This window comes from Mycobacterium sp. (genome assembly GCF_035499775.1).
GTDB lineage: Bacteria > Actinomycetota > Actinomycetes > Mycobacteriales > Mycobacteriaceae > Mycobacterium.
This window is the reverse complement of the sequence record NZ_DATJYB010000030.1, coordinates 1-11,641: the sequence shown is the minus strand read 5'-3', so window position 1 is coordinate 11,641 and position 11,641 is coordinate 1. Positions and strand designations below refer to the sequence as shown.

At 66.3% G+C, this 11,641-nt stretch carries 12 protein-coding genes and 1 tRNA gene; 10 read left to right on the top strand and 3 right to left on the bottom strand.

Features of this window, described 5'->3' with window-relative positions; translation table 11 throughout:
* Nucleotides 1–59: 59 nt before the first annotated feature.
* The 6 genes from VML93_RS01765 to VML93_RS01740 all read left to right on the top strand — a co-directional run bounded on the left by VML93_RS01765 (nucleotide 60) and on the right by VML93_RS01740 (nucleotide 5,921).
* Nucleotides 60–1,415 carry a cytochrome P450 gene (locus VML93_RS01765; RefSeq protein WP_325607044.1) on the top strand — a complete coding sequence of 452 codons (1,356 nt, stop codon included), beginning with the start codon at nucleotides 60–62 and terminating at the stop codon, nucleotides 1,413–1,415.
* A 1-nt stretch (nucleotide 1,416) separates the two neighbouring features.
* On the top strand, nucleotides 1,417–1,620 hold the full coding sequence (locus tag VML93_RS01760; RefSeq protein WP_325607042.1) for a ferredoxin: 204 nt from the start codon (nucleotides 1,417–1,419) through the stop codon (nucleotides 1,618–1,620).
* A 5-nt stretch (nucleotides 1,621–1,625) separates the two neighbouring features.
* A complete protein-coding gene (locus VML93_RS01755) occupies nucleotides 1,626–2,171 on the top strand; it encodes a nuclear transport factor 2 family protein (RefSeq protein ID WP_325607041.1) in 546 nt (181 codons plus the stop codon).
* Between the two features lie 105 nt (nucleotides 2,172–2,276).
* The gene (locus VML93_RS01750; protein ID WP_325607039.1) at nucleotides 2,277–3,404 is read left to right on the top strand and encodes an NDMA-dependent alcohol dehydrogenase; all 1,128 of its coding nucleotides are present in this window, start codon (nucleotides 2,277–2,279) and stop codon (nucleotides 3,402–3,404) included.
* 16 nt (nucleotides 3,405–3,420) lie between these two features.
* Nucleotides 3,421–5,475: an FAD-dependent oxidoreductase gene (locus VML93_RS01745; RefSeq protein WP_325607037.1), complete on the top strand. Its 2,055-nt coding sequence runs from the start codon at nucleotides 3,421–3,423 to the stop codon at nucleotides 5,473–5,475.
* 14 nt (nucleotides 5,476–5,489) lie between these two features.
* Nucleotides 5,490–5,921: a ketosteroid isomerase family protein gene (locus VML93_RS01740; protein ID WP_325607035.1), complete on the top strand. Its 432-nt coding sequence runs from the start codon at nucleotides 5,490–5,492 to the stop codon at nucleotides 5,919–5,921.
* On the opposite strand, the gene VML93_RS01735 is transcribed toward VML93_RS01740, so the two are convergent.
* Complete coding sequence (locus tag VML93_RS01735) at nucleotides 5,907–7,376, bottom strand: hypothetical protein (RefSeq protein WP_325607033.1); 1,470 nt, start codon at nucleotides 7,374–7,376, stop codon at nucleotides 5,907–5,909. The genes VML93_RS01740 and VML93_RS01735 overlap by 15 nt on opposite strands.
* 201 nt (nucleotides 7,377–7,577) lie before the next feature.
* On the opposite strand from VML93_RS01735, the gene VML93_RS01730 reads away from it, so the two are divergent.
* On the top strand, nucleotides 7,578–7,982 hold the full coding sequence (locus tag VML93_RS01730; RefSeq protein WP_325607031.1) for an HIT family protein: 405 nt from the start codon (nucleotides 7,578–7,580) through the stop codon (nucleotides 7,980–7,982).
* 39 nt (nucleotides 7,983–8,021) lie between these two features.
* Here VML93_RS01730 and VML93_RS01725 read toward each other — a convergent pair whose 3' ends face one another.
* Together VML93_RS01725 and VML93_RS01720 are read right to left on the bottom strand one after the other, a co-directional pair.
* Nucleotides 8,022–9,449: a HAMP domain-containing sensor histidine kinase gene (locus VML93_RS01725; RefSeq protein ID WP_325607029.1), complete on the bottom strand. Its 1,428-nt coding sequence runs from the start codon at nucleotides 9,447–9,449 to the stop codon at nucleotides 8,022–8,024.
* A gap of 34 nt (nucleotides 9,450–9,483) precedes the next feature.
* Complete coding sequence (locus VML93_RS01720; RefSeq protein ID WP_325607027.1) at nucleotides 9,484–10,224, bottom strand: response regulator transcription factor; 741 nt, start codon at nucleotides 10,222–10,224, stop codon at nucleotides 9,484–9,486.
* Between the two features lie 139 nt (nucleotides 10,225–10,363).
* On the opposite strand from VML93_RS01720, the gene VML93_RS01715 reads away from it, so the two are divergent.
* The 3 genes from VML93_RS01715 to VML93_RS01705 all read left to right on the top strand — a co-directional run.
* Nucleotides 10,364–11,092, top strand: coding sequence for a hypothetical protein (locus VML93_RS01715; protein WP_325607025.1), 729 nt, complete (start codon nucleotides 10,364–10,366; stop codon nucleotides 11,090–11,092).
* A gap of 28 nt (nucleotides 11,093–11,120) precedes the next feature.
* A tRNA-Thr gene (locus tag VML93_RS01710) sits at nucleotides 11,121–11,192 on the top strand.
* Nucleotides 11,193–11,314: 122 nt separating this feature from the next.
* Nucleotides 11,315–11,641 (top strand): aromatic amino acid lyase (locus tag VML93_RS01705; RefSeq protein ID WP_325607023.1); only part of this gene is annotated, 327 nt, incomplete at its 3' end.

Below are 11,641 nucleotides of genomic sequence, written 5' to 3'. Positions count from 1 at the left end.
ACTGAAAGTCGATGAGAAGGATCTGGATTCATGACTTCGCACGCTCGAGGAGTGAGCAAATGACGACAGCGGTGGTGCCGCGGGTTTCCGGCGGCGAAGAGGAACACGGGCATCTCGAGGAATTCCGCACCGATCCGATCGGTCTGATGCAGCGGACCCGCGACGAATGCGGGGATGTCGGGTGGTTTCAGCTGGCCAACAAGCACGTCATTCTGCTCTCCGGCGCCGGCGCCAACGAGTTCTTCTTCCGTTCTGCCGACGAGGATCTCGATCAGGCCGCGGCATACCCGTTCATGGCGCCGATCTTCGGCAAGGGTGTGGTCTTCGACGCCAGCCCGGAGCGCCGCAAGGAGATGCTGCACAACTCGGCGCTGCGCGGCGAGCAGATGAAAGGCCACGCGGCCACCATCGAGGGCGAAGTCAAGCGGATGGTTGCCGAGTGGGGCGAGGAAGGCGAGATCGACCTGCTCGACTTCTTCGCCGAGCTGACCATCTACACGTCGACGGCATGCCTTATCGGGCTGAAATTCCGCAATCAGCTGGATTCCCGGTTCGCGCACTACTACCACGAGCTGGAGCGCGGCACCGACCCGCTGTGCTATGTGGACCCGTACCTGCCGATCGAGAGTTTCCAGCGCCGCGACCAGGCCCGCAAGGACCTGGTGGCGCTGGTGCAGGAGATCATGAACCAGCGGATCGCCAACCCGCCCAAGGACAAACACGACCGCGACATGCTCGACGTGCTGGTGTCGATCAAGGACGAGGAGGGCAACCCGCGGTTCTCCGCCGACGAAGTCACCGGCATGTTCATCTCGCTGATGTTCGCCGGGCACCACACCAGTTCGGGCACTTCGGCGTGGACGCTGATCGAGCTGATCCGCCATCCCGAGGTGTATAGGGAAGTGCTGGCCGAACTCGAGGAGCTCTACGCCGACGGCCAGGAGGTGAGTTTCCATGCGCTGCGCCAGATTCCGAAGCTGGACAACGTGGTCAAGGAGACGCTGCGCCTGCACCCGCCGCTCATCATCCTGATGCGGGTCGCCAACGGCGAGTTCGAGGTCGAGGGCTTCCCGATCCACGACGGTGACTACGTCGCCGCGTCCCCGGCGATCTCCAACCGGATTCCCGAGGACTTTCCCGACCCCGACGCGTTCAAACCCGACCGCTACAACAAGCCGGAGCAGGCCGACATCGTCAACCGATGGACCTGGATTCCGTTCGGGGCAGGCCGGCACCGCTGCGTCGGTGCTGCCTTCGCGACCATGCAGATCAAGGCGATCTTCTCGGTTCTGTTGCGTGAGTACGAGTTTGAGATGGCGCAGCCCGCCGACAGCTATCACAACGACCACTCCAAGATGGTCGTCCAGCTGGCCACGCCGGCCAAGGTCCGCTACCGCCGCCGCAAAGAGGACTGAGATGGGCTATCGGATCGAAGCCGACCTGGATCTATGTCAGGGCCACGCAATGTGCGAACTGGAGGCGCCCGACTACTTCCGGGTGCCCAAGCGGGGCAAGGTCGAGATTCTGGATTCCCAGCCGCCCGACGACGCCCGCCCAGAGATCGAGCAGGCCGTCATGGCCTGTCCCACCCAAGCACTATTCATCAAAGAAGAGGACTAACGACAATGGCGTCTTTCGACCGTGCAGAGCTCGACGAGTGGGTGCAGTCCTGGCTGCAGGCCAACAAGGACTGTGAGAAGGCGGGCGACTGGACGCCGCTCATCGACTTCTATGCCCCCGACGCCACCTACGGGTGGAACATCGGCCCCAAGGAAGACGTGATGTGCGTCGGCCGCGACGAGATCCGCGACATCGCGCTGGGCCTGGAGATGGAGGGCCTCGAGGACTGGCAGTACCCCTACCAGAAGGTCCTCATCGACGACCGCCAGGGCGAGATCGTCGGCTTCTGGAAGCAGGTCGTCGTCGACGGGCAGGGCGGCCAGCAGGAGATCTACGGCATCGGCGGCAGCTGGTTCCGGCTCAACGCCGACAAGCTCATCGAGTGGCAGCGCGATTTCTTCGACTTCGGTCACGTCTCGGCGCTGTACATGAAGCTGATGAAGGCAGGGAAACTCTCGGCCGGCATGCAAAAACGAATCGAACGGGGCATGGCCGGGGAAAGGCTGCCGGGCTACTACCCGCTCGGCGAGGCTCCGGCGCCCATTTGGTAGCTCCCGGCGGGCCACTTTGATAGCTGACCTACACTCAACCAAGCGGTTGCTCGACGGAGCTCGGGCTGTTCGTAGCCGAAGTTCAATGACGAAAGCAGGTTTACGGTGAAGACCAAGGGCGCACTGATCTGGGAATTCAACCAGCCGTGGTCCATCGAAGAGATCGAGATCGGCGACCCCGTCAAAGACGAGGTCAAGATCCAGATGGAAGCCGCGGGCATGTGCCACTCGGATCACCACCTGGTCACCGGCGGTATCCCGATGGCGGGCTTCCCGGTGCTCGGCGGACACGAGGGTGCGGGCATCGTCACCGAGGTCGGGCCCGGCGTGGAGGATCTGGCCCCGGGCGACCACGTGGTGCTGTCGTTCATTCCGTCCTGCGGGCAATGTCCGACCTGTCAGGCGGGCATGCGCAACCTGTGCGATCTCGGCGCCGGGCTGTTGGCCGGCGCCGCCGTGTCCGACGGCACCTTCCGCATCCAGGCCCGCGGCCAGAACGTGTTCCCCATGACGCTGCTGGGCACGTTCTCGCCGTACATGGTCGTGCACCGCAGCTCGGTGGTGAAGATCGACCCGTCCGTCCCGTTCGAGGTGGCCGCGCTGGTCGGTTGCGGCGTCACCACCGGCTACGGCTCCGCGGTTCGCACCGCCGACATCCGGCCGGGCCAAGACGTCGCGATCGTCGGAGTCGGCGGCGTCGGCATGGCCGCACTGCAGGGTGCGGTCAACGCGGGCGCCCGCTACATCTTCGCGATCGACCCGGTGGAGTGGAAACGCGACCAGGCGCTCAAGTTCGGCGCCACCCACGTCTATCCCGACATCAACGCCGCGCTGATGGGCATCATGGAGGTCACCTACGGCCTGATGGCCCACAAGGTGATCGTCACCGTCGGTGAGCTGCAGGGCGCCGACATCGACACCTACCTCACCATCACCCAGAAGGGCGGCACCTGCGTGGTGACCGCGATCGGCAGCCTGCTGGACACCAACGTCAACCTGAACCTCGCGATGCTGACCCTGATGCAGAAGAACCTGCAGGGCACCATCTTCGGCGGCGGCAACCCGCAATACGACATCCCGCAACTGCTGTCGATGTACAAGGCCGGCAAGCTGAACCTGGACGACATGGTGACCACCCAGTACCGCCTGGAGCAGATCAACGAGGGCTACCAGGACATGCTGAACGGCAAGAATATTCGCGGCGTCATCCGGTACACGGACGCCGACCGCTAGTCGCCCGGTCACGTGGGTGGCCGGCTTTCCACACCTGCTGCGGCCAGGACGAATCGGCGCCATGACGGTGCGCAACCGCATCGTCATGTCTCCGATGGAGACGATGTACGGGACCCCCGACGGACTTCCCTCCGAACGCACCCGTGACTACTTCGCCGCCCGTGCGAAGGGTGGAGTAGGCCTGATCACGTTGGGGGCCACCGGAATCAACCACCATCACCCGGAGACTCCCAGCGGTTTGCATCTGGCCACCGACGACGCCGTCGACGCGCACCGGGCGCTGGTCGAGGTGGTGCACGAACACGGCGCCAAGATCCAGCCCCAGATCGTCCATGCCGGGCCCGACGGCCTGGGACCAGAGATCTTCGGTGTTACGTCCCTGGGGCCGTCGGTGATTCCGTCGTATCTGACCGGCCGCCCGTCGGTTGAGAACACCGCGCAGCAGCTGACCGAGGTGTTCGACTTGTTCAAGGCCGCGGTCCGCCGTGCCGCCGAAGCCGGATACGACGGTATCGAGCTGCACGCCGCGCACGGCTACATGCTGCTCGGCTCTTTCCTTGCCCCACAACGCAATCGGCGCACCGACGACTACCAGGGCTTTTCGCCGCGCGGCCGGGTGCGGGCAGTGCTCGACGCGCTGGCCGCGATTAGGTCCGAGATCGGTGACGCGCTGCCGATCACACTGCGCATCTCCGGATACGAACGCGTCGCCGGAGGCCGGCCGATCTACGAAACCGCGCAGGTGGCACCGCAACTGGTAGCCGCCGGGGTGGACGCGTTCCACGTCAGCGGCGGTGTCATCGACCGGCTCGTCACCGGGATGGTCAACGGCGCCGACGACGGCGACGCGCTCAACGTGGGTGCCGCGGCCGCGGTCAAGCAGGTCGTGGACGTGCCGGTGATCGCCGTCGGGCGGATCCACGACCCCGCTGCGGGCGAACGGATCCTGGCTCAGGGCCGCGCCGACTTCATCGCCATGGGACGCCCGCTGCTGGCCGACCCCGACCTGCCGGGCAAGCTGCGATCCGGCCAGGCGCACCGGGTCCGCAAGTGCATCTCGTGTGAAAACTGCATCGACGCAATGGAACAGCGGTTCTCGGTGGACTGCGCCGTCAACCCCCGCACCGGCAAAGAGCGCGAACTGGCAGCGCCCCGCGCTGTCCGCGCCAAGCAGGTAGCCGTGATCGGCGGCGGCCCGGCCGGACTGGAGGCCGCCCGCGTGGCGGCCGAGCGGGGCCACCGCGTCACGCTTTTCGAACGCGCCGGCCAGCTCGGCGGCGCGTTGCGCTGGGCGGCCGTCCTGCATCCGGAGAACCAGCCGTTCCTGCGGTATCTGCGGGACGAAATTCGGCACAGCAGCGTGAAAGTGACTCTGGGTCAAACTATTTCGCCCGAAGATCTGGTCGCGATGAGACCGGAGGCGGTGGTGGTGGCCACCGGCGGGCACGTCGCGGTGCCGTCGATCCCGGGCGCCGACCTGCCGCATGTGCATACCGGACCTGGCCTACGTGAACTGTTGGGCGGTCATGCCGAGTCGAGCGACTCGTCCTGGCAGCGGCTCGGCGCTTCGCTGTTGAGCGGCTGGCGGCAGCGCCTGGTGCGACCCACCGCGGTGCGGCTGGCCACCCGCGCGTGGATGCCGATCGGCCGCCGCGTGGTCATAATCGGCGGCGACCTGGTCGCACTGGAACTCGCCGAATTCCTGGCGGCCCGGGGCCGGCTCGTATCGATACTAGAGGCCGGCAAGGACATCGCGCCGGAAGTGGGCAACAAGCGCAAGACCGAACACATGGATCGGCTCGACCGGCTCGGAGTCACCGTCCACGTCCGTGCGACTGTCGAACAAATCACCACGGCCGCCGTGCTTTTCACACCCGCCAGCGGGAGTGTCCGGCATATGCCAGCCGACAGCGTGGTGCTGGCCGGAACGGTCGAGCCCGACACGACTCTGTTCGACAGCCTGGTCACCGCCATGCCCGACACCCAGGTGCACGCCGCCGGCGACTGCAGCGGCCTTGGTCTCATCCGCAAAGCCACCGAGGAAGGCGCGCGCGCCGCGTGCGCAATCTAAGAAGGGAAACAACCATGACCCAAACCGTCCAATCCCCGGCACTGACCGCATCGCAGTCCTCGTGGCGATGCGTCCACGCCCACGACAGGGAGGGCTGGCTCGCCCTGATGGCAGACGACGTCGTCGTCGAGGACCCGATCGGCAAGTCCGTCACCAACCCCGACGGCACCGGCATGCGCGGAAAGGAGGCCGTCGCCGGCTTCTACGACAAGAACATCGCCACCAATCAATTGACCGTCACCTGCGAGGAGACATTCCCGTGCAGCTCACCCGACGAGATCGCCCATATCCTGGTGCTGCACAGCAAGTTTGAGAACGGTTACACCAGCGAGGTCCGCGGGGTGTTCACCTATCGGGTGAACGAGGCCGGGCTGATCAGCAACATGCGCGGGTACTGGAACCTCGAGATGATGAAGTTCACCAAGCCGGAGTCATCCGGCACCTAGGCCGATCCGCCCGAGCCCGGTGATGTTGCCCTGCATGATCTTGTTGTCCATCAGGACCATGCAGGCGGTCTGGATGGGGTCGCTCAGAATGGTGGCCGATTTCGGTTGCTGCAGAAGAAGTTTTCCGTTTTCGGGGTCGATGACGGCGAAGGCGAAGATGTCGGCCGGTGTGGTGTTGTCGAATCCGATGCGAGTGATGGTGTAGATCAGGCTGTCCGCAACGGACAGGTGCGGCAACGCCGCGCTGCGGACCGTGCTCTCCCACACGGTGTGGCAGCCGGGGTTGTCGACGTCCACCCGGGTCATCCCGCCGACAAACGGCGCCGTCGCCGGTACCGCCGGGCCCGCGCCCGCCGGAACCGTCGGATAGGGGTAGCCGTAGGTGCTGGCGATGAACATCGTGTTGCCGACCCCGATCGGCGAGTTCTCGCTCCCTGGACCACCTTTGGTCAGGACGGTTTGCTGACAGATCAAAGCGCCGGTGCCGGACTGGTAGACCAGCGCGTGCACCTGCGGACTGGCGTTGTCGACGATGGTCAGGTAATCAGCGCCGGTGGGGCCGAAATAGGTTGGGGTGGAACCGGTTCCCCAGCTCAGTTGGCCGGGCTTGCGGGCGGGGCCACGGTCGTACGGCTGGGTCCACAGGATCTGCGGGTTGCCGCTGCCGTCGAGAATGATCTCGTAGAGGGCGAAGGTGGTGGCCACCGCGACGCGATTGCTGGGCGACGCGGAGATGCTGTTGGCCACTTGTTCCCCGGCCGGCAGGTGCATGGTGGCCACGCCGCCGGCCGCCTTGACCACCCCCACGACACCATTGGCGGTGGCGAACCAGACGTTGCCGTCATAGTCGGGGACCAGGCCGACCGAGCTGTCGCCGGACGGTATCGCACCGGACAGGTCGGTGGACTCGGCGACGTTCAGCTGCCAGCGGCCCAGCGGCCCGTCCTTGACATGGTTGATGCGCAGCAGGTGGTTGGCGCCGTCGATCAGCACTATTCGGTTGAATTGGTCCAGGTAGGCGTAGACGCCGCCGAGCAGTCCGCCCTTGGTCACTGCGAGCCGCGCCAGTGGGACGACGCGCGGGAGCACGCCGCTGGGATCGATCAGGAACACGGTCGGGGTCTGATTGAGGTCGGTCGTACACAGCGCCAGCACCAGGCCGTCGGTGCCCTGCGTGATCGTCGGGCAGGCGGCGAGCAGGGGGTACCCGAAGATCGCGGCCAGGTGCGCACCCGGCCCGGGAAGCGGTCCCGCATCCGCCGATCCGGCGTCGTTGTGCATGGACGCGAGGCCATTGGGCGCCATGAACGGATTGGGCGGCGCCAGCGGCCCGAACGAGGCCGCCGCCCGCGCGGTCGCCGGAACCTCAAACGGAAGCGACGCGGGGATCAGCGATGCGGCGCAAGCGGCAATGACTGCGATCGAAATGCGCAGCACCGCCACAGGAAACCGCACGCAGGCCCCTTCGCCGTGAATTGGGTCGTCGTTGTGAATTTCGTCAAAGTGATTTTGGCGACCGTGCAAAACGAAACAGCAACGCGGCGTTAACGATTTAGCTTCGGCACCGCGTGGCGGCAAGTATCGTCGGGCCTGCGCTGTCGCGCCGAGACGACCGCCGCGGACTGGGGTCGCGGCCGCGAACATATGCTTGAGCCCATGGCTTCGATCTTCACCAAGATCATCAACCGCGAACTGCCCGGCCGCTTCGTTTATGAGGACGACGACGTCGTCGCGTTTCTGACGATCGAACCCATGACGCAGGGGCACACGTTGGTGGTGCCGCGCGCCGAGATCGATCAATGGCAAAACGTCGACGGCGCGGCGTTCAGCCGGGTCATGGCGGTGAGTCAGCTGATCGGCAAGGCCGTGTGCAAGGCGTTCGGCGTCGACCGGGCGGGCGTGATCATCGCCGGACTTGAGGTGCCTCATCTGCACGTTCACGTGTTCCCGACGCGCAGCCTCGGCGACTTCGGGTTCGCCAACGTCGACCGCAACCCGTCGCCGCAATCCCTGGACGACGCGCAGGCCAAGATCAAGGCGGCGCTGGCTCAGTTGGCATGAGGCCCGTACACGCGTACATTTGCGGCCGCTCGCGCCGGGTTAGACGGTCGCGTGCACGTCGCTGACGCGCGGCATGCTGACGCGGAAGCAGCAACCTTCCCCGGGCGCGGTGGTCACAGTGACAACGCCGCCGTGCGCGCGCACCAACGAGTCGACGATCGATAGCCCCAGTCCGGTACCACCGCTGGCGCGGGCCCGTGACGAGTCGGTGCGGTAGAACCTCTCGAACACCCGCCCCGCGTCCTCGTGGCTCATGCCGGGGCCTTCGTCGGCGACCTCGAGGACGGCGTCGTCGCCCTCGGTGCCCACCCGCACGGTGACGTCGGCGCTCGCCGGGGTGTGTTGTAAGGCATTGGCAATGAGGTTGCTCAGCACCTGGCGCAGCCGGGGCTCGTCGCCGAGCACCTCCGGGGTGCCGGGACCGTCCAGGACCTCCATGGTGATCCTGCGGTTGGGGTCGACCGCCCGCGCGTCATGCACGCCGTCGCTGGCCAGCGCCAGCAGGTCCACCTGATTGTGTTCGAGCGGCCGCTGCACATCCAAGCGGGCCAGCAGCAGCAGATCGTCGACCAGCAGACCCATCCGGCTGGCTTCGCTCTCGATTCGCGACAGCAGCATCGCCACGTCGCGCGCGGCGCCCTGCCGGTACAACTCCGCGAAGCCGCGAATGGTGGTCAGCGGCGTGCGCAGTTCGTGACTGGCGTCGGTGATGAACCGCCGCATCCGCTCCTCCGAGCCGCGGGCTTTCTCGGCCGACGACTCCGAAGACGCCAGCGCTTGCTGAATTTGAGTCAGCATTCCGTTGAGCGCCAACGAAAGTCGGCCCACTTCGGTACGGGGATCACGTTCCGGAACCCGGCGATCCAGCTGGCCCGACGCGATCGCCGCGGCGGTTTGTTCGACTTCGCCCAGCGGTCGCAGGCTGCGGTGTACCACCGCGTAGCCGGCGATCCCGACCACCACCAGCACCGCCACCCCGATGCCGAACTGCAGCCAGATCAGCGAGCGAACCGTGTGCTGAACGTCGGACAGGTCGATCGCCACGGTGATCAGGCCGTGTGGCCCGCGAACCGACACCGCCCGCCACTGAATATCCGAGCCGTTGACCGACGGCACCGTCGTCGGATTCGGGCCCACGTCGTTGTTGGGCGGCAGGGCCGGTTCCGCGTTGCGGTCGTTGATGGCGGTGAAGGCGGTGCCGTCGACGCCGACGCCGCGCACGTAGAACTTCGACGGCGGACGGCCGGGGTCGGGGCCCTCGTAGGGCGGCGCTGCCTGCCGCCGGGGGGCCTGCGCCCAGCTCCGGGAGGCTTCCAGCAGCGTCGAGTCGATCCGGCTGACCAGGCTGTGCCGCAGGATCGAGGTGACCGCGACCCCCGAGGTCACCAGCCCGCAGGCGACCAGAAGCAGCGTGCCGGCCACCAGTCCCACCCGCAGCGGCATTCCGCGTCGAAGCATTTCGGCCATATCCGCCTATCTCGCCGGGTGAGTCCGCTGGCGCTCAGCGCGGCTCGCGCAATACATAGCCCACCCCGCGCAATGTGTGCAGCAGCCGCCTTTCCCCAGTATCGATCTTGCGGCGCAGATAGGAGACGTAGGACTCCACGACGTTGACGTCGCCGCCGAAGTCGTAACGCCACACGTGGTCGAGGATCTTGGGTTTGCTCAGCACCGTGCCCGCGTTGATCACGAAGTAGCGCAGCAGCGTGAACTCGGTCGGTGACAGCGAGACCGGTTCGCCGGCCTTCCACACCTCGTGGGTCTCCTCGTCGAGTTCGATGTCGGCGAATGACAGGCGCGCGTTGCGCGGTTCCGCGCCGCCTTTGCCGGCCCGTCGGAGGATGACCCGCAGCCGAGCGACGACCTCCTCGAGGCTGAACGGTTTAGTCACGTAGTCGTCGCCGCCCAGAGTCAGGCCGGCGATCTTGTCCTGCAAAGAGTCTCGGGCCGTCAGGAACAACGCCGGGGCATCGATACCGTCGGCGCGCAGTCGGCGCAGCACGCCGAAGCCGTCCATCCCGGGCATCATCACGTCGAGGATCACCGCGTCCGGCCGGGCTTCGCGCGCCCGGTCGAGCGCTTGGGCGCCGTTGGTCGCCGTGTAGACCTCAAAACCTTGGAACTTCAGGCTCACCGAGAGCAGCTCGACGATGTTGGCCTCGTCGTCGACGACGAGGACACGAGCCTCCGGTGTCGACTCGCTTTGGTTTGCCGCCGTCATGACGTCAGTTCCTTCGCGCATAGTTGAACAGTAGCTTTATATTCATTGTGTAATTCCTGCGAGCGAGGTGCCAATGGACTGACAGTATTCTGTCAGGGTTCATTGTGGCTGCTCGGACCATCCCGCGTTATTCACGGCACACCGCGAATACACTCGCAGCATGAATCTCGGCAAAACCATCGTGGATCTGGCGACCGCTCCCGCACGGATCGGACTTGCCGCCACGGAGGCGAGCCTGAACCTCGCGGGCGCCGGCCTCGCCCTGGCGAAGCGGGCGCTGGGCACCGGGACCAGCGGCGGCTCGAACGCAATGGCGGGCATGCTCGGGATCGATGACGCGTTGGCGCGCGCCAATCGGCTGGCCAGGCTGCTGGATGACGATATGCCGCTGGGACGCGCGATCGCGCCCGACGGGGCGGTGGACCGCCTGCTGCGCCCCGGCGGGTTGGTCGACCTGGTGACAGCCCCGGGCGGACTGCTGGACCGGATGACCGCCGAGGGCGGCAGTTTGCAACGCGCGCTGCAGCCCGGCGGACTGGCCGATCGGATCATCGGTGACGACGGGATGATCGAACGGTTGCTGGCCGAAGACGGCGTGGCCGAGCGACTGCTCGCCGACGGCGGACTGATCGACCAGATCACCTCGAAGCACGGACCACTCGAACAGCTCACCGACCTCGCCGACACCCTCGGCCGGCTGGCGCCCGGGATGGAGGCGCTGGAGCCCGCCATCGCCACCCTGCAAGACGCCGTCACAGCGCTCACCCTGGTGGTCAACCCGCTGAGCAGCATCGCCGAACGCATCCCGCTGCCGCGGCGCACACCGCGGCGGTCTTCGTCGTCGTCGCGGCCGGTGCGCTCGCAACGCATCATCGACAGCGACGACTGACGACCGGTTAGGCTTGCACCCGGCTTTTGCCTCCTTAGCTCAGTGGTAGAGCACTCGCCTTGTAAGCGAGCGGTCGTCAGTTCAATCCTGACAGGAGGCTCCCATTACCTCGGTTGATGCTTGACGTTTGCTTCGGCTGATCCTCCGTCGCGGGCCCCCCGACGCACCTGCGCAGCGATCATCGCGTTGCTTCCCCTGCAGGCAAAAGCTAACTTCCGGAGCATGACCGTGGTGATCAACGGCAGGGACGACTTCACGCTGGAGAACTACCGGCGGGTGTCGGAGGGCGGGGAGTCGGTCGCCATCGGCCCAGGTGCGCGCGAGGCGATGGCCACGACGCGGGCGGACTTCATCCGGCTGCTCGAGTCCGACCGCACCCAGTTCATCTACGGCGTGACCAGCAGCATGGGGCCGTACGCCAAGGTCACGATCCCGCCGGAGCAGCAGGGAACGCACGCCCGGGCGTTCGAGTACCGCGGGAACTGGGCCCGCGGGTTCGGCGGCGGCTACCTCGACGAGCGGGTCGTACGCGGCATCATCTTCGCCCGG